The sequence below is a fragment of the bacterium genome (genome assembly GCA_041648665.1).
Taxonomy (GTDB): Bacteria; UBA10199; UBA10199; order 2-02-FULL-44-16; family JAAZCA01; genus JAFGMW01.
Genome location: JBAZOP010000062.1, coordinates 1 through 17,395, shown reverse-complemented (window position 1 = coordinate 17,395; position 17,395 = coordinate 1). Strand labels below are relative to the sequence as shown.

Annotated in this window: 22 protein-coding genes; 2 read left to right on the top strand and 20 right to left on the bottom strand. The window is 63.4% G+C overall.

The window, feature by feature from the left end; translation table 11 throughout:
- From WC683_14820 to WC683_14800, 5 genes are all read right to left on the bottom strand, one after another.
- Window positions 1-1,044 (bottom strand): hypothetical protein (locus tag WC683_14820; protein MFA4973882.1); only part of this gene is annotated, 1,044 nt, incomplete at its 3' end.
- 11 nt (window positions 1,045-1,055) lie between these two features.
- Window positions 1,056-1,586, bottom strand: a complete 531-nt coding sequence (locus WC683_14815) for a hypothetical protein (GenBank protein MFA4973881.1) — start codon at window positions 1,584-1,586, stop codon at window positions 1,056-1,058.
- A 2-nt stretch (window positions 1,587-1,588) separates the two neighbouring features.
- Window positions 1,589-2,863 carry a hypothetical protein gene (locus tag WC683_14810; GenBank protein ID MFA4973880.1) on the bottom strand — a complete coding sequence of 425 codons (1,275 nt, stop codon included), beginning with the start codon at window positions 2,861-2,863 and terminating at the stop codon, window positions 1,589-1,591.
- 4 nt (window positions 2,864-2,867) lie between these two features.
- Window positions 2,868-3,896 (bottom strand): minor capsid protein, encoded by a 1,029-nt coding sequence (locus WC683_14805; GenBank protein ID MFA4973879.1) that lies wholly within the window; start codon window positions 3,894-3,896, stop codon window positions 2,868-2,870.
- Window positions 3,859-5,175, bottom strand: a complete 1,317-nt coding sequence (locus WC683_14800; GenBank protein ID MFA4973878.1) for a hypothetical protein — start codon at window positions 5,173-5,175, stop codon at window positions 3,859-3,861. Before WC683_14800 ends, WC683_14805 begins: the two co-directional genes overlap by 38 nt.
- A 49-nt stretch (window positions 5,176-5,224) precedes the next feature.
- On the opposite strand from WC683_14800, the gene WC683_14795 reads away from it, so the two are divergent.
- Window positions 5,225-5,374: a hypothetical protein gene (locus WC683_14795; protein MFA4973877.1), complete on the top strand. Its 150-nt coding sequence runs from the start codon at window positions 5,225-5,227 to the stop codon at window positions 5,372-5,374.
- Between the two features lie 127 nt (window positions 5,375-5,501).
- Here WC683_14795 and WC683_14790 read toward each other — a convergent pair whose 3' ends face one another.
- The 15 genes from WC683_14790 to WC683_14720 form a co-directional block, all read right to left on the bottom strand.
- A complete protein-coding gene (locus tag WC683_14790) occupies window positions 5,502-5,900 on the bottom strand; it encodes a hypothetical protein (protein MFA4973876.1) in 399 nt (132 codons plus the stop codon).
- Window positions 5,887-6,093 carry a hypothetical protein gene (locus tag WC683_14785; GenBank protein ID MFA4973875.1) on the bottom strand — a complete coding sequence of 69 codons (207 nt, stop codon included), beginning with the start codon at window positions 6,091-6,093 and terminating at the stop codon, window positions 5,887-5,889. Before WC683_14785 ends, WC683_14790 begins: the two co-directional genes overlap by 14 nt.
- The gene (terL, locus tag WC683_14780; GenBank protein ID MFA4973874.1) at window positions 6,083-7,534 is read right to left on the bottom strand and encodes a phage terminase large subunit; all 1,452 of its coding nucleotides are present in this window, start codon (window positions 7,532-7,534) and stop codon (window positions 6,083-6,085) included. The genes WC683_14785 and terL overlap by 11 nt, the downstream gene beginning before the upstream one ends.
- Window positions 7,479-7,937, bottom strand: coding sequence for a hypothetical protein (locus WC683_14775; protein ID MFA4973873.1), 459 nt, complete (start codon window positions 7,935-7,937; stop codon window positions 7,479-7,481). Before WC683_14775 ends, terL begins: the two co-directional genes overlap by 56 nt.
- An 871-nt stretch (window positions 7,938-8,808) precedes the next feature.
- On the bottom strand, window positions 8,809-9,126 hold the full coding sequence (locus WC683_14770; GenBank protein ID MFA4973872.1) for a hypothetical protein: 318 nt from the start codon (window positions 9,124-9,126) through the stop codon (window positions 8,809-8,811).
- 439 nt (window positions 9,127-9,565) lie between these two features.
- Entirely contained in the window at window positions 9,566-9,874 is a 309-nt protein-coding gene (locus WC683_14765; GenBank protein ID MFA4973871.1) for a hypothetical protein, read from the bottom strand.
- Window positions 9,871-10,533: a hypothetical protein gene (locus WC683_14760; GenBank protein MFA4973870.1), complete on the bottom strand. Its 663-nt coding sequence runs from the start codon at window positions 10,531-10,533 to the stop codon at window positions 9,871-9,873. The genes WC683_14765 and WC683_14760 overlap by 4 nt, the downstream gene beginning before the upstream one ends.
- 82 nt (window positions 10,534-10,615) lie before the next feature.
- Window positions 10,616-11,521 (bottom strand): hypothetical protein, encoded by a 906-nt coding sequence (locus WC683_14755; protein ID MFA4973869.1) that lies wholly within the window; start codon window positions 11,519-11,521, stop codon window positions 10,616-10,618.
- A 184-nt stretch (window positions 11,522-11,705) separates the two neighbouring features.
- Window positions 11,706-11,978: a hypothetical protein gene (locus WC683_14750; protein ID MFA4973868.1), complete on the bottom strand. Its 273-nt coding sequence runs from the start codon at window positions 11,976-11,978 to the stop codon at window positions 11,706-11,708.
- Window positions 11,953-12,324 (bottom strand): single-stranded DNA-binding protein, encoded by a 372-nt coding sequence (locus tag WC683_14745; protein MFA4973867.1) that lies wholly within the window; start codon window positions 12,322-12,324, stop codon window positions 11,953-11,955. The genes WC683_14750 and WC683_14745 overlap by 26 nt, the downstream gene beginning before the upstream one ends.
- An 18-nt stretch (window positions 12,325-12,342) precedes the next feature.
- Window positions 12,343-13,698, bottom strand: a complete 1,356-nt coding sequence (gene dnaB, locus WC683_14740; GenBank protein ID MFA4973866.1) for a replicative DNA helicase — start codon at window positions 13,696-13,698, stop codon at window positions 12,343-12,345.
- Window positions 13,695-14,618, bottom strand: coding sequence for a hypothetical protein (locus WC683_14735; protein ID MFA4973865.1), 924 nt, complete (start codon window positions 14,616-14,618; stop codon window positions 13,695-13,697). The genes dnaB and WC683_14735 overlap by 4 nt, the downstream gene beginning before the upstream one ends.
- A gap of 15 nt (window positions 14,619-14,633) precedes the next feature.
- Window positions 14,634-15,188, bottom strand: a complete 555-nt coding sequence (locus WC683_14730; GenBank protein MFA4973864.1) for a hypothetical protein — start codon at window positions 15,186-15,188, stop codon at window positions 14,634-14,636.
- Entirely contained in the window at window positions 15,169-16,473 is a 1,305-nt protein-coding gene (locus tag WC683_14725) for a DNA N-6-adenine-methyltransferase (protein ID MFA4973863.1), read from the bottom strand. Before WC683_14725 ends, WC683_14730 begins: the two co-directional genes overlap by 20 nt.
- 202 nt (window positions 16,474-16,675) lie before the next feature.
- A complete protein-coding gene (locus WC683_14720) occupies window positions 16,676-16,870 on the bottom strand; it encodes a ribbon-helix-helix protein, CopG family (protein ID MFA4973862.1) in 195 nt (64 codons plus the stop codon).
- 123 nt (window positions 16,871-16,993) lie between these two features.
- Between WC683_14720 and WC683_14715 the strand changes: the two genes are divergently transcribed.
- Window positions 16,994-17,395 (top strand): hypothetical protein (locus tag WC683_14715; protein MFA4973861.1); only part of this gene is annotated, 402 nt, incomplete at its 3' end.

Sequence of the window (17,395 nt, the reverse complement as noted above, 5' to 3'; positions counted from 1 at the left end):
GCTGGACGAGTAGTACCAGAACCGATCATCCACGATGCCGAAACCAAACCACGTCCGCGCATAGTACCGCCACACGTCATTGACGGGGAAGTACTCAGGCGGCAGGACGCGGGCCGGATCGACGCGCTGGAACTTCACACCGCGCCCGCGCTGGCCCAACAGCCACTGATAGCTGCTGCCAAAACGGGGCGTCATGATGATCGTGTCCACCAGACCGTAGAACGGGTTGGTCACGCCGGTGCCGTACCGCTCCACCGTGATGACCGTCGAGTCATCATCGGCGTGGGCGCGCATCACCTGCTGCGAGCGCAGCAACTGCAACGCCGCGAAGTAAACCAGCGGCCCGCAGACGAGCGTATCCGGGCGCACGCCCAGGAAGTTGCCCGTGCGGTCGCGCTGCGTCACCAGGACGTTGTAGGCTGTGATCAGCCCACCAGCCGAGAACGTGGTAGCCGCCGTGTTGCTGTGCGTATAGTTGCCCGCCGTAGTCAACGCATCGAGCACCACGTCTTCTTCAGTCACGCGCAGCGAACGGCCAGCGGCCTCGGCGATCTGCTCCACCTTGCCAAGCTGGTCAAAGCGGCGCATTTCCTCGGTCACGGGCACAATGTACCCGCGCTTATAGTTCTTGACGATCTTCCCGGCTTCCAGAGCCAGCGCCGCCTCAGGATAGTCCTGGCCCTCCTCCACAACGGGCGCAGTGCCCATCGCGGCGTCGAGCAGGTACTCCTCCTGATGCTTGCTGGACGCAACTTCCGGCCCCACCAACTGCGGGTAGACGACCGGCTCCATCGCGTAGGACTGCATTGAGATGAAGTTCAGCCCCTGCCGCAGCAGGTCAGGGAAGTTCGCCGTATGTGCCGGGCCAAGTGCTACGGCCTCGGACAGTTCGACCTTGTCAGGGTCAACAGTACGCCGCCCACGACGGTCACGCGGGAACGGGATCATGTCCTCGGTGATGGTCAGCGGCATGGATGTGAGCACGCGCTCTTCAACGCGGCCCCCTTCGAGAATCTTGGTCACGAGTGCGCGGTCAAGTGTCATCTCAGCACCCCCTAGTAGTAGTCCGCATTACGCGGCCAGAGCCAGATGCCGAGTTGACCCGTACCGCCTGGGCCAGTGTCCGAGAACTCAAACACCGTCGCCACAGCAGGAACCGGCGCTGCCGCCGTACCGCCCGAAACCGCGACAGGCGCAGCCGTATTCCAGGTCGAGCCGAGGCCCGTCACGCCTGACGCGGCCATAACGCCAGAGCCAGTCGTGACCGGCCCGGCCAGCACGCCAAAAAGCGGCTTGCCAGAGAACGCCGCCGACACAACGAACGTGCCGCGCGTCGCTACAACGACCGCCGAGTTGATGACAAACCGGCCCGCCCAGTCCCTTGCAGGATTGCGCGTGCAGGCGATGCCCACACCCGACGCCTTCCAGGACGCAACGCCCGTGTGCGTGGCAATGATATAGTTGCCCGACCACGAGACATAATCGCCCGGATTGATCTCATGCGCAGTACCCGACGCAGGAAGGGACAGATACATGCCCTCCTGAGCCGGAGTGCTGGCAAAGATAGCTGAAGCTGCTACCGCCATTGCTAACCTCCTTGCTGGCGCTTGCGGATAGCGTCCAGGAAATCGTCTACCGAGCGTACCTCGTCAATGTTGATCGGCCCCGGCGTCGTGGGCAGGGCAACCGTGGCCGCTTCCTGCACCAGCCGGGGCGCGCCCTTCACTGCCGGGCCGGACTTCGCTCCGCCGAGCGCCACCATGCGCGCCCCGCGTTGCACGATGTCCAGCCAGCGGACTGGGTCGCTCGCCGCGATTTCCTCACGCAATTCGTTTTCGATAGGGACGGGAAGCGCCACTTTGCGAAACGCCCGCTCTAGCTCGACCTCTAGCCCCTTGCGCGCCAGTTCGCCGCGCAGCTTGGCAAGTTCGGCCTCTAGTGCAGTCACCTTGTCCGCCTGTGCCTTCATCTGTCCTTCGGCTTCGACCAGGGCAACGCGCGCCTGATCCCTCTCATTCAACGCGGTAGCCACCGCTTCCGTCTGCCGAACGGCCTTATACTCCCGCTTCAGCCGCTCCACAAACTCCGGCCTTGCCGCGATAAACTCATCGTAAGTCAGCGCGCTCAGTAGCTGCGCCGTCAGGTCGTCCGCGCCCGCCACAAGCGGCAGGAACCCGCCGCCCGCCGCCGGCGTGGTCACGTCATCCACGCTGTGCACGGCCGTGATGCTCTCAACAATCAGGTCGCCATTATCGCCCTTGCTGGCCCGCCCCACGGCGTTGATACTGCCACCGAGCAGCGTGGCCGGCGCGCGCCCTTCCACGATGTCGCGCACCAGCGCCCACATGTCCTGCCCGGCTTGGTTGCGCGTGAAATGGCGCACCGCATAGATACCGTCTTCGTGGTACTCAACGCCGTCCAGCCAGCCGGTAATCTGCCGCACGCTGCGCTCCGGGCGGTCGCGCCGCTCGCCCGCCGACGGGTGATCCGCAAACGTCTTGACGCCCTCAAAGAGCGCCGTCGCCCGCTGCAACACGTCCGCGCCGTACACACGCCCGTTGGCGCTGCGCCCTGGGCGGATGATGCGCTGGCGTACCGTCTGCGCGTCGTTGTCAATGACCGCTTCGGCCAAGTCGAGCGTTTCCACAAAGACCAGCGTCTTGCTGTCTACCTTCCCCATCGTGCCCCCGCTTTCGCCCTCTTTGAGCAGGGCGTTTGCCACCCGGAATGCATACGTCTCGCATTTCTCCTGCTCGCCGCCCTTCGCCCGGCACTGGTCATACGCGCCGTTCCATGCGCCCACCCACTTCTTCGCCTGCGCGGGCGGAACGTGCTTCGGTACTGTGTCGGTCGTGTAGGGCATGGCGTCACTCCTTCTTGGCTTTCGGCGGCGCTGCGCCCCGCTGTTCGTCTAGCCCGCCATCGGTGATCATGCCGTTGCGCGCCGCCCACTCGCTGTAAGTCTCTCGTATTCCAGCAACCTCATTCATCAGACGCTCATCTTTTAGCACCGGGACGATGGTGCAACGGCATCCCGGATGGCTGCCCGACGGCGGTTGTAGCTGCGGGTCGTTGAACTTGAACCGCTTGCCGTCCATCGCGCCGCAAATAGGACAGGTACGTTCGTCCTTAGTTGCCGTCCACTCCCAACCGCTCAGGATGTCGGCATTCTCCTCATACACCGCCAGCGCGCCCAGGTTGCTCGCCCGCAGGATTTCCGTGCGGGCAATCATGGTCGTCTGGTAGAAGTTGCGCGTAAAGCCCTTGCGCCTGTCCGTCTGGATACCGTACTCGTCGCGCAACCGGCGCATTGCCGCGCCTATGCCTTCACCCTGCACCATGCTTGCCGTCAGGCTGCGTTTGGTGCGCAGCACGAACTCCTCGCGGGCAAAGCCAAGTTCGGTATGCCAGTCCTGCCCCATATAGCGCCGGTCACGGCCCATCATCGGCTGCAACAGCAGAGAACGAATGGCCTGCGCGGGCAGTACAGGTCGAAAGCGTATCGGAATATTTGGATTAGTCGCCTGATCCAACACCCACGCGCGCCCGGCATAGCCCTGCTCATACGCATCTATCAACGCCGTGTCTATATGCGCCTCGGCCTGTGCGATCAATGCGTTAATCTCGCGCTCCATCTGCTCTAGCAGGATGGCCCGCCGCGCAAAGACCGGCTTGCCGTCATCACCGTATGCCATTGTCAAGGTGCCTGCTACCTCACGGTAGCTTTTCAGGTACAACTCATACAGCGCCCGCGCCTGTTCTTTCTCCAGCCCGTAAATGCGCCGCCTGACCCATGACTCTGCTGTGCGCAGCGCCTCGCTATCTGACCAGAGCGTGCGGGTAATGAGCGCTCCGTCATCAGGCAGCGGCAGGCGCGGCTGTCGGCTTCTCCCCACGTTCCTCGCCTTCTGTGTCTTCGCCTTCGCCCTCGTCCGGCAGGCCGATGTCGCGCGGCCTCAGCGCCAGCCCCTGCGCTACCTCACTACGCGCCGCCTCTTTCTCGCGCTCGATGCGCTTGCGCTCGACCGCCGCGTCCAGCCCCAACGTTGCCGTGATGATGTCGCCCGCGCCCTCGTCACTGACCCATCCGCTCATCGTCGCAATCGCCAGCGCCTCGGCCAGCGTCTTCGGGTCGTCCTCTTGCAAGTCAGGAAACTTGACATGCACGGCGTCCAGCGTGTCGATCATCTCCGGCGCATCGTCCGCGCCCAGAATCTCGTCCCCGTCGGCGTCCTGTACCGGCACCTCGTCAGGTAGCCGCCCGGCGTTGATTGCCATCTGAATAACCCACCTGTAGATCGGCATCCACACTTGTTCGGCCATCGTCTGCTGTGCATCGGTGAACTTCCACAGCGCGGGCAACTGCTGAGCCGTCGCACTGGCGAGATTGGCGTTCTGTCCGTCGCTGAGCATATACTCCGGTAAGCCCATGCCGACGGCGGTCATGAGCTTCATTTGCCGCCCGTCCTCAGACACGTCCGCCGCGCCCACGCTGTTACTGAGCGGTTGCCACACCTCGCGGTCGCTGTGCACGATGATGCTGCCCGGCGTCGGCGGCTTGGTGTAGCGTGATACGGCGCTGGCGACGTTGTTGGGCGTGGCCCCGCTGATCGTCACGTCCCAGAGCAGCGCCCCGCGCCACATGTTCTGACGTGCCCGGTTTTCCATCCACTCTTTGTATGCCCGCAGCCAGGGCAGCACCACGAACAGATCGGGCCGCCCGCGCAACTCGTAGCTGTGCCGGTTGACCGCAACGTGCAGCACCTCCGCCGCGTCGATCCACTCGTCTACAATTTGCCCGCCCACGCTGGTCGTGCTCTGCGTGCCCGTCGTGTACTGCAAGTGGTAGCGCAGCACGCGCCGGAAGAAGCCGGGATCAGTTTCAATCTCCACAATGTGCCAGGGCGGAAGCGGCACAATCACGCCACCGCCGTTCTCACCCGCCACCTTGCGTAGAAATATCTCGCCGTCTACCTGCAAGTCCTGGAGCAGCGTCTTGTCCATCTCCTCAACGGCGTTCTCAGGATTGGCCCGGAACTCATCAATGACCGCCTGCACATCCTGATTACGGCAGGTCACGACGTGCCCGCGCCCGACGGCAAACTGCCGCGTGATCTGGACGGCTTGCTTGGCGAGCGGGTTGCGCTGGTAGGCCGCGTGGCAGTTAGTCAGCACCGTCTTGCGCGTTTCAAATGACCACTCTTCCAATGGATCTTCGACCGGCATGGTGATCGGCCCGTCATACGCCGCGCTGCGGTATGGCGAGTCAAACTGGAAGCGCATCGTCTGGCGCTGCGTGGATTCCAGGAACGTGCCCACCGCCTTCGCCCCATGCGCCTTGACCCAGAACGGCAGTAGCGCGGGCTGGCTGTAATCCACGCCGTCATGAATGACGTACTCCGGCGCGGGGATCGCCGCCCCTGTTGCCGTCAGCGGCGTGCGCCATTTGCGCCACTGTGCCCGTATCCGGGCGCGCCAGACTGCCAGCCGCGTTCTCATCGTCACGCCTTCATGCTCAGCGAAAACACCTGCGAGCCCGTCGCCGGTACGCCGCTCCCGCTGCCATTGGTTAGCACCAAGCGCGCGCTGCCCGCCACGCCAAACCACGCCGGAGGCATGTCATGCATCACCCCGCCCGTTGGGAAAAGAATGCACCAGTTGGCATAGCCGCTCTCGTACGACAGGCCGGAGCGCCACACACCCCAGATGTCCTGGGCATGAATGCTGATATGCGTGCCCGCCGCCGCCGGGATAGTGCCTGACGGCGTGATCGTTCCCAGGGCGAACAGGCCGAATGGGTATTCAAACGTCGTGCTGGTGGGCGATCCGCTGGGAATGGACGCTGTAAACTCCACCGCCATGCGGGTATTGCCGCCATAATTGCTTTTACTCTGCGTCATTGTTACCCCTTCCGCGCCGTCTCATCGCGGCGTCCTCTGCCTTCACGATCTCCGGCCTGGGGTCATAGCCCCGGTCGTAATCACATCCGTCGTCGATCATGCGCTCCGGCCCACGCACCATGTAGGCGGGCGCTTGCGGGTCGAGCGTCTTCTCGATGCGCTCAATCAGCGCCCGTCGCGCCCTAGAAATCACCGGCCCCAATCGTGTATTCGTCTGCATACGTTAGGCTCGCACTCCCCGCAATCGTCCCCAGCATCCCATACGCCCCGCTCGCCGCGTCTACCTGGTCGTCATGTTCACCCGCCGGGAAGCTGCATAGCTCGTCTATGAACTCCCAGGCCCAGTGCCCCTCCACAACGTCCACAAGCCCCTGTCCCACCCGCGCGGCGAATGGGAGCGCGTTCGTCAGCTTGTCCTTGTCCTTCGGAAAGCCCCAGATGCTGAAGTTGTGCAGACGGCTATCCTGCGCCAACTCCTGCCCGGCCCGGCTCATGTAGCCCTTCTCTTCGAAGCCCAGCGCCACGTCCGGCCCGTCACGTAGCGCCGTCTCTGCCACGAAGCTCGGCACTGATGGCCAGTCCAGTTGTGCTCGCGCCACATCCAGCACGACCAGCCGCCCAGCCTCCGTCTGCCCCAGCAGCACGCCGACCGTGTAGTCCGCGCTGGTGCGGTCACTCATCGCTAAGTCCCAGTAGCGCACAGCCCGCGTCACTTCCGGCGCTCGCGGTATCAGGTGGAACGCCGCCCGCTTGAACAGCCCGCCCTCTGCCGGCACGGGTCGCTGCTGGTACAGCGCCGACCAACTGTATTCGCCAAGCGCTGAGCGGATGTTCGCCAGTTCGCGCAGCGGGTAGCGGTCAGGCCACAGTGCCGCGCCCTCGCTGCGCTCCAGGTTGTCGTCTGGTTCGGCCAGCGCCGGCATCCGCAACCGCGTCCAGACGCCGGGCTGCCGGTTCAGCAGCCGCCCCACGAGGTCGTCCATGTGCCAGCGGGTCATGACCACGATCACCGCCGCGCCCGGCTCGCGCCGCGTATACAGGTCGTCAGTGAACCAGTCCCACACCTTCTCACGGTATGTTTCCGACTCCGCCTCGGCGCGCGACTTGACCGGGTCGTCTACAATGATGATGTGGCCGCCCTTGCCCGTCACGCCGCCCCCTACCCCGATAGCGTCCAGGCCGCCCTCATGCGGCGCTGCCAAGTCCCAGGCATCCACCGCCCGACTCGCCATATCGAGCGCCACGCCCGGAAACACGGCCTGGTAGCGCGGTAGCATGAGCACGTTGCGCGCGTAGCGGCTGTTCTTCTCCGCCAGCGACGCGCCGTAGCTCGCCAGGATCACGCGGTGCTCCGGGTTGTTGCCCAGGTGCCACGTCGGGAACAGGCGCGAGATGGTGGTCGTCTTGCCGTGGCGGGGCGGCATCTCAACGATGAGATGCCCGATGCCAGCTGCCCCGCCCGTGGCCGCGTGCTGGCTGCACTGAGCGAGCAGGCGGTCGAGCGCGTCCAGATGCGGCGCGTGCTGGTAGCGCCGCCAGATCAGCAGCTTGTATGATGTTAATGAGCCGCGGGCGCGTTCAATGGCGCGCCGCCTCAACTCCAGTTGTGGGGCGGATAACCGTCCAGAGTTCATCGTCACTCATGCCCGCCAGGTGCTCTAGCCCTGACACGTTAATCTGCTGCTGGCTGCGTTCCGTCGGCTTGCCCGATAGCAGCTGCATCTTGTCAATGAAGATGGCGATGCTCGTGGTCAGATCACGATAGCTCGCATCAGGGCGGGCCATGCCTAGCGCCTCAAACGCCATCCGAATCTCGTCTTCGATCAGGGTCGTGATGCTCTTTTTTTGTTCTTGGCAAAGCTCGGCGAATTCCTCGCCATCTTTGGTATGTGCCCAATGACGCAGCGTCCGGTTGGGCACATTCAGCTTTCTAGCTACTCTCTGCATAGCATAGCGATCCTGCGGGTAGCCCTCGCTCTCAAGCATGATGAGCGCCCCCGCCTTGAACTTATCGCTGTATGTCTTCCGCTTCGTCATGCAATCTCCCAGGGGGCGGCACCTTCAAAGCGCAGCGCTATAGCCGCCCCCACGCCTGAGGAGAGGGCCGGGAATGCGCCCGGCTCGCAGCGCGGCATTGCCGCGTTCACAACCGGCGGGGCGGGAACTCGGCTCCCTTTTCGGCGGCGGTTGACGCTGCTAGAACGTCCAAGTCCGAGTCCGCTCGCCGCCCGCCCCGCTTTCGTGCGCGGACGCTATAGGCTAGGCGCGGCTACCGCGCGCACGGCATGAAGGAAGCCGACTTTCACCTGTAGCGCCGCACCACGCCACCGAAGCAGCGTGGGGGGTCTCCTCACATCCCGTAGAACGTGAGGGCGGATCTGCCTCGCTCCCGCGATTGGTGTATAAGCAGGTCACGAGGCATACTGCGCACATAGGCCGTGCGCCGCCGGAAGGCTCCTACTTACCGGGATGTGCCCGGTTTCAGAGCCATGCGCCTAGTCCGATCCGGCACCTTGCCCGCATTCGCGGTTGGAGTGCCTCTGCGTCGGACATTCCCCGATACAGTAGATTTTCGGCGCAGATTGTGGCCCGCGGCTGCCGGGATATCTTGTTGGACTCGCACCTTCCCGCCGCTCGTCGGCCACAGTGACGCGGCGGGGGCATGATCCCCGCACGGCCCCGGTCACCGCATACTCGCGGCCCTGCCTCACGTCATCTCCCAGCGCATCGGGCGGAAAATGTATCTGTGCGCGTCGGCGGCGAGCCGTATCATCTGCCCGCCTTTGCACGGTGCGCGCGTCGGTAAGGGATGCGCCCCGCGCTGGGATGGCACTCTATGGTGCCTCTATCTACAGTCTACACCAGGAAAAGTCAAGGAAACGCCAACTTTCACGGGAAGGCGGTGGCGTCAATTGGCGGAATGGTGGGGAGAAGTGCGAGGAAGCAATTGCGCGGGCACACCTGCATAGCGATGACGTATCGTGCGCTTGCCATAGGCGATGGCGAAGACCACGCCGACTTCGGCAAGTTCACGCAGCGCGCGGCGGGTAGATGACTCGGAGTAGCCGATAGCCGCACCGAGGGCGTGGGCGGGCATGGGAGAGCCGCGCCTAAAGCCATCAGGCGCGGCTTCGATTATACGCAAGGCGGCGGGCGAAAGGTGGGCCAAGTGCCCGTTGACGAGCACCAACGTCGCGCCGCAGTTTGGACAGCAATGATGCTTCACCGGAACCTCCGTTTGGATGCCCCCAGCTTTAGCTGTGGGGTCTATGACTGCACCACCTCCAGCGCATAGGCTAAGTCTCTCCGCATGGCCGTGACCTCCGCCCTCAGACGCGCGACCTCTGCGGTCAGGTCGCGCACCTGGGCCGCCAGTAGCAGCACCGCGCTGGTGGCTGATTGGCCATTGTCGGAAGCGGGTGGGGCCGGACGGTCAAGGTTGTAGTAGTGACGCAGGGCGCGGCGCAGGGTCTCCGAATAGCAGATACCATGCGCGCGGTCAGCCATGAGTCGGGCCATCAATTGACGGTCTGCCCCACTCGCCCCACCCCGGATGTACACCTTCAAACAGCGTGTTGTAGTTGCCTGCATCTGGTCCTACCTTAGGTCAGCGCCCGGCCTACTCCAGCCCCACCTTTTCACCCTGCCCCGGCCACTCTGACGCATCACTCCCCCTCCGCCAGATACTCACCAATGGCGCGATTCTTCTCTTCGACCAGCCGCTTCAGCCGCACGATCTCCTGCGACCGGGCCACCAGTGCCCGCCGACATTCCTCAAGCCGCTCCTGCGCCGCGCGCAGTGCCGCTGCCGATTCGCTGTCCTGCGTCGCCACAGTCAGCGCGCTGCGCAGGTCGGACAGTTCAGACAGCACCAGCGTCAGCATCATCCGGTCACAGGGCAGCGGATCGCGGCCATCGGCGTCCAACACGGACGCCAGCCATTCCAGAGCGTCAGCCGTCTGCATCCTGGTCATTTCCCCGTCTCCCCCGCAATGCGCCCCAGTAGCGCGATGACCTCTTTCAGCAACTTAGCAGACTCGCGGTACTGAAGCCACTCCGACCCGCTATTCGAGGAATTCGACGGCCTGGCGAACTGTTCCCAGCTATGGCTAATCGCGCGCGCACGGTCGAGCAGGTCGCGAGCCTGTCGCCGAATGATACTCCGGTCAATGTCAGCGTCGTAAATACGAGTCATCCCTTGCTCCGGCGTGTCTGTACCGCCCATGCTCCACCGCCATTTCAGATGTTCAGGATAGGCGGTTTCCTCCTCACAGTCCCCCAGCGCCATGAAGTCCGCCGTTGGCACGCTGTCCGGCTCGGACGCCCGCGACGGCGGCACCCGCGTCCCGTGCTCGCTCGCATATTCCAACCGTCTGATACGAATCTCTTGATCATTCAGGGTTTGCCATATTCTATCGCCGTGCCGCACCGCCAGACACAGTTCCGCCAACTCCGACGCCCGCACACTCAATGAACAATCCTCGTGATAGGACGCCAGCGCATTCTCCGCCGCGCGCACCATGTCCACAACCCCATGCGGGTCGTCGCGCAGCATGTCCGCCGTTACCCGAAACACGCGCCAGCCCAGCGCCGCCGCGCGCTCCAACTCCTCAAGTCGTGCGATGGTTAGCATCAGTCCGCTTCCTCCAGCCATTTGTGCATCATTACCGCTATCGGGTACACGACCTGCGGTACCACCGCATTGCCCAGCGCCTTCAGTCTGTTGACCCGTCCTGATTGCCCGCTGGCGACTCGCGGCGGCTCCCACTCGTGCTGAAGCTGCCCAGGTCGCGCGACGTGTAGGCGGCTGTAGGATTCGTCCAGCCAGGCGGATAGCCCATCAGCGCCTCTACCCAGTCGGGATTCAGGGCATTCCGCCCGTCCTTCAAGTCCGTCTTTTGCAACGCCTTCCAATGGTTTGTACCCCCGACCATTGTGTCGCTGCCCGCTCGCGGTGTCGGCCACATCATCTCCACCTGCTCGTTCAGTGGACGGGAGTTGCGTTCCATCGTCTCGTCGCTGGCCTTCCCGCTGCGCCAGTCCCGCGCCGCTGGTGTCGCCCAAGCCGCCCGCGTCAGGCTCTGGAACGCGCCCGATTGCCGTGTCGCGTTGTTCGCATCGTCTCCCGTCGGCGTAGGCCAGTTGGCCCCCATCTTTTCGACCCTCGTAGAGAGCGCCACGCTGCGCGCCTTTGGATTCATGCCCGCGCCCTGTGAGTGGTGGTCGCGGATGTTGGGCGAAGGCCACGCACCACCACCGTTCGCGCTGGTGACTGGCCCCGGCGTCCGCCGCTGATATAACACCCCACCGCGCGTCATACCCCAGCGCGGCAAGCGAGCCAAGTACGACTGTTCCGTCGCGAGTAGTGATAGCTGGGACGTTCTCCAGGAGCACGAGTCGGGGTCGTAGCTCGCCAATGATTCGGGCGAACTCGAACCAAAGACCAGAGCGCGTGCCAGCCAGAATACCCGCGCCTTGCCCGGCCACAGATATGTCCTGGCACGGGAAGCCGCCGGTGAGCACGTCGCATCGGGCGAGGTTGTGCGCGCCGCACTCTCGCACGTCTCGGTAGCGTGGCACGTCCGGCCATCGCTTGCTGAGGATGTCTGTACAGAAGTCATCTATCTCCACCTGCCATGCTATGCGAAAGCCCGCCGCTTCGAAGGCAAGGTCGATGCCACCAATACCAGCGAACAGGCTCCCAACGGTCAGCATCAGTCCTCCTCCTCCAGTATGCCGGCGACGATGATGAGTAGCGCCACCGTCGCCGCAAACACGAACACCGCGAAACACAGGAACGCCAGGTTAGTCACCCTTCGCCTCCTTCGCCAGCACCAGCATCTCGTTACGCGCCGGAACGACCGTCACCATGCTCGTCGCGTACAGGCGCCCGTCCAGCGCCCAGGTGCAAGTCGTCACCGACTGATCCTTCCGTGCCGCCCTCACCGCCGCGTAGTCGAGCGCGACCGCCAGCGTGCCGTTGTCCAGGCGGTAGTCCAGAAGGCCCGCCACGTCGCTGCTCCATGTTTTGCCATAGCGCACGCTCAGGCCGTTAGAACGGGAATGCGTCTGTGTCACCGCCCGCCTCCTCATTGCCCGCGTCCGCCTTGCTGCCCAGCAGCGTCACCGCGTCCGCTGTCAACTCCAGGGACGTGCGCTTCTCGCCCGCGTCTGTCTGCCACTCGCTCTGCACCAGCCGCCCGCCCGATACCAGCAGCGGCGCGCCCTTGCGCACGTACTCGTTAGCGAACTCCGCCAGTTGCCGCCAACACGTCACGCGATACCAGGTCGGCGGCGCGTCTTTGTTGCGCCTATCGTTGACGGCCAGCGAGAACGAGGCGACGGCCACCCCGGACTGGGTGTAGCGCAGAGTCACGTCGCCGCCGACGTGCCCGACGATAAGATGATGCTCGAAGTTAGGCACAGTCTCTTTCCTCTCTCCCTAGAACGTTGCCAGATCAACCGTCTGGCGCGTCAGGTTGCTGAACTTCGTCAGCACTGCGTCAAAGTACAGGCTCGCCGTCCCAACTGGCCCGTTGCGCTGCTTGGCGAGAATGATGTTGCATTCGCCCTTCGCCGCGTGCGGGTCGTAGTACTCCGGCCTGTGAAGAAACATCACCACGTCGGCGTCCTGCTCGATGCTGCCGCTCTCTTTCAGGTCGCTCAGCAGCGGCTTCTTATCCGCCCGGCTTTCGACGGCTCGGTTCAGTTGCGCCGCCGCCACGACCGGCACGTTCAACTCTTTGGCCAGCGCCTTGAGTGACCGCGAAATCTCGGTGACTTCCTGTACACGGTTCTCAAAACGCCCCCCGCCGCGCATCAGTTGCAGGTAGTCCACCATGATCAGGTCTACGCCGTGCTGCGCGTGCGTCCGTAGCACCTTCGCCCGCAACTGCTCCGGCGTCAGGTTGCTCACATCGTCCACCCACACCGGCAGGTTCTCCAGTTGCGCAATACCTGCCGTCAACTTAGAGAACTCAGCATCAGTTACCTGGCCCGTACGCTGGCGCTTGGTGCTGATCCCCGTCTGTATCGCCAGCAAACGCGCGCCGACTTGCCTCTTGGTCATCTCCTGCGACGCCACAAAGACGCGCGTCCCCTTGCGCGCCGCGTTCATGGCGACGGTCAGCAGCCATGATGTTTTGCCCATGCCCGGACGCCCGGCCACGATGATCAGGTCTGACTTCTGCAACCCGCCGAGCAGCCCGTCTATCTCGTCAAAGCCGGTCGGGATACCGGACGCTTTGGTCAGTCGCGCCCGCTCCAAGTCGTCAAACGTCTCACTCAGCACCGCCCGGAGTGGCTGTGTCTCGCGCGGCCCGGTACGCCCCGCCGCCACCTGCGTGATGCGCGCCTGCGCCTCGTCTAACAGCGCCGTCACGTCGCGCTCTTCGTCCTGCGCGAGCTTGGCGATGTCGCTCGCCGCCACCAACAGCCGCCGCCGTAACGCCGCGCGCTGCACCAGGCGGCCATACGTCTCAGCATAGATACCCGACGGTGTTTGATTGATCAGTCCCGTCAGCCGCGCCGCGCCGCCGAACTCGTCAAGCTGCCCGCGTGCCGCCAACTCCGCCGCTACAGTGAGGTAGTCTATCGCGTCGCCGCGCCGCCAGACCGACAGGATGGCAGCCCAGGCCCAGCCGTTGCGGGTGATGAAGAAGTCGTCGGCTTGCAGGAACTCGGCCAGCGACGGGATGGCGTCCGGCATGAGCAGCACGGAGCCGATAGTCGCTTCCTCTGCATCCACACTGTGTGGTGCCAGTGGCACCGATGGTTTGTGTCCGTTATCGCCGCTCATGGCCCAACCGCCTCTCTCTGCGCCTCACTTGCGCGCGCCGCCTTCACGCACACCGGACACTGTATCGGAGTGTTCGCGCGCGGGTCGCCGTCCTCATACGCCCCCAACGCCGGGAGCACCAGCCCCGTCCCGCCACATACCGCGCAGTCCGGATCGCGCACAATGACCGAGGCCGCCGCCGGACGATGCTGCGCGCGGTATACCCCCACCATCGTCACTACCTTTACCGGATCGCGTGGCGCAGTGAGCTTCTGCGCGTTTACGTGCCAGGAGTAGGCACCGCGCAACTCGTGCTCCGTCACGTCCGGGTATATCGTCAGCACCTCGCGCCTCACCCTGCCCACGCGCTGCGCGGTATCCTTCGCCACCTCAGCGCCTACCGGGACGCTGAAACTGCACTCAGCGATAGCATCAAAGATGGGATCGCGCTGACGTGGCTTCTTTGGCTTGGCCTGCGCGCCCGCAGTCGCGCCGTTTTTTGGCGCGGCTGCAGTCTCTTGATCTTTCTGTACATCTCTATTCTGTAGTGTCCGGTTTTCCGTATACGGTTTTTCAGTACACGGTTCCGGCTCAGTTGTCGCGTGCGGTTCCGTATACGTGTTTTCAGTATGCGGTCGTTCATACACCCGGTAAGTCGCGGGCATCAGGCGTCCTTTTGCGTCTTGCTGTTGACGTTCGCGCATGAGGTAGCCTGCCGTTTGAAGCTCGCGCAGGATGCGGTAAACGCGGTCGCGTCCGCAGTGGCCTGCCTTCATGAGGTCGCCGATCACTACCTTCCAGTCGCTCGGCTTGCTCAGCAGATACCATAGCAGGCCGCGCGCCTCAAAGGACAGGCGCTCGTCCTGGGCAGCAGCGCGCGACGTAGCGACGTAGGGGCTGCTACCGTCTTTCGGGGTGCGGATGATGGTGGGTGTGGTCATGGCTGTTCCTCAGTGCTAGAAGGGCAGGGCATCGTCATCAATCTCATAGTATTCTGCTGCCAGTGTAAGAACGCTATGGGTCCAGTACACCATGCCCGTCGGACCGTGGTTGTCGTGCTCATGATGCACGTTGCTTTTTAGGTGCTCTAAATTGCCTACGAATAAGCCAGAAGGCCCGCGCATTCCTGTTGGAGTATCCTTTGCTACGCCGTCCGGATGATGTAAAAACATCAACCAAACGGGGATTTGAGTCTCTTTTGCCACCCTCAGATATTCGTGCCAGTGTCGCCGGTCAATGCCTGTTTGCCAAGTCTGGCTGTTGCGGTGCCAAGTAAATGCGCTTTTGCTTTTGGCCTCTACCCATAAAAATTGGCGTTGCTTAAAGATGAGTAGATCGGGCGTGATAGCCTCGGTGCTGTCTGCCATAAACAGCCGTGGCCCCTTCCCATGTGCAATCTCAATCTCGTAAGCGGGCAGCACATGCCAGCCGCGTCTATTCAGCCAGCGCGCAATCAGCCCCTCGCCAATTCGGCCTCGTCTTAGTGCCTGATCAAACGATTCGGCAGCCAATTCCGAACCTCGTGAATGCGTCTAGAAACTCGTCTGCGTTAGGCCCGATATAGACGATGGCCTGTCCTTGAAGCGGGGCAACGTTCGTTTTGCGCGGGTGCCAGAACCGAACGCGGCCCGTCGGGAACACCATAGCAGTCGCCACCTGCGCCAGCGAAAGAAACCACTTGGTCTCAGTTGCGTTGTTCACCAGCACGATTGCCTCACTGACTTCGCCGGCGCGATAGTGTTTTGCCAGCTTCTCACAGAAATCGCCGATTAGCTCAGCCGCGTATGGCGGGTTCATCCATACGCGCCCTGCCCAGGCTTGATCCAGCCCGTTATCCTGAGACGTGTAGAACTGGGCAGCACCTATAACGGCGTTCGCCTCTGGTGTTGAGGCTGGGTCTAAGTCAATCGCGCCCATCACGGCGCGAGCAGCCTCAATATATTCTGCCGGCGTGTACCATTCGTTATCGCCGCTGTTGTGCGCAACGTGGGGCTTGCTGTCTTTGCCCACTGCGGCATGGTGCCCCGCGATGGTGAGCAGCGCCTTGTCTATCTCTGCCACGTCTTCGGCGGCGAAATCGCACCACAGTTCCAGCTCGTCACCGTAGTGAAAGCCGCCCGTGCGCAGCAATTCCTCGTAGGTGCCGTTGCTATCCGGGTGCCTCATGGACTTGTGCAGCCGCGCCAAAATATCGGCCTTGCCCGGCTCGTCGCCGCACAACGCCGCCGCGCGTTCCTTATCCTCGGCGGGCAGCGGTGCCAGCGCGCGGGTGAGGTTGTAGGCACGATTGGGCGTCATCTCGCCCGCGCGGGCAGCCTCGCGGATGGGGGCCGGGGCGTCGCGTTCGATGACTTCTACTTTGTGGATGGTGTCATGAGACACATCAGCGATGGCGGCGAGAATGTCTAGCGTTCTACCCTGATCAGATATCTGATCAGGGTTCGCTATACCCACTTTCATTCGGTCTTCGGCGAGTTTTGCTACCAGCGGCTTCCTCAGTAGCGCCAGCCGGCTCCGCTCGTAGGGCGGCAGGTTGCGCCGCGCCAGCTGATTATCGATGATCCACAGCTTGGCGGCGTCTCTCGTCTCGAAGTCACGCGCCACTGTCTCGAAGGGAATGCTGTGCGCCTGGCATATCTCGTAGCGGTTATGGCCGTCCAGAAGGGTGTCATTCCATACCACCAGCGCGTCGCGGCAGCCTTCGGCCAATAGGGACGCTTCCAGGGCGGCGCGCTCATCCGCGGACAGGGGCGGGATAAGGGCGTGAAACTCATGATCAACCGTTAGCTGCGTCATTCTGTCTCCTAAAACGCAAAGCGCCCACTTCGTGCCGGTCGCCGAGCTTGTCTAGGGCTGCGGAATCGGGCACAAAAGGGGCGCTTTGCGGACGACCTGAGATTCCACATTTGCCCTAGACGCTCCCTAGTCTACCACGTCTCGCCCCCGCTGTCAAACAGCGCCAGCTGCTCGACGCCCAGCGCCCGCGCCTGCTCGCGCGTCATGCCTTCCCGCCGCCGCGCCAGCCGCCGATAGGCATGACTGGCGACACTTCCACGCCGAGTTCACGCTCAAGGTGCGCAGCCACCGCCTCGCGCACAACCGCCGAAATGGGCTTGTTCTGGCGCAGGGCCAGTCGCCGCACCTGGCGGTGCATTTCGTCTGGCACGATCAGATGTAGAAGTTGCCGGTTCATAACTGCCTCCTGTCATTCAGTATATACGAATAGCGCCAGACTGTCAAACGAGTTGGTTGACAGCGCCAGCGATGTCATGTTATACTATCTGCAAGGCTTGGTTTTGAGAGAAAGGTGAGCGCCATGAACCTAAACGACATCCGCGAGTGGGTACGAGAGAACGGTGCCACGGTGAGCGTTGGCACCATCATCCTGGCTGGCGAGCAGCGCCAAGCGGCCATCTGCGCCGCGGACGGCAAGCTGCTGGCCGTGCGCGTCTGGCCGGGCAATCCGCGCATTGTCCCGTCTGTCTTCGAGCAGTCCTGGGACTGGGACGGCGGCTACTGGGACACGCGCTTCGTCGGTGAACTGCCGGAAGGCCTGGGCATGGACGCCGACGAGTTGCACGCGCTTCTCACCGGCGTCTGCCCGCGCTGCAACGGGAGCGGCGTTATCGAGAGCCAGACGCGCTATGGCGCGTTCATGGTGCCCGACCTGTTGCCGTGCCCGGACTGCGCGGGCGAGACGGCAGACGCGCAGCCGCCG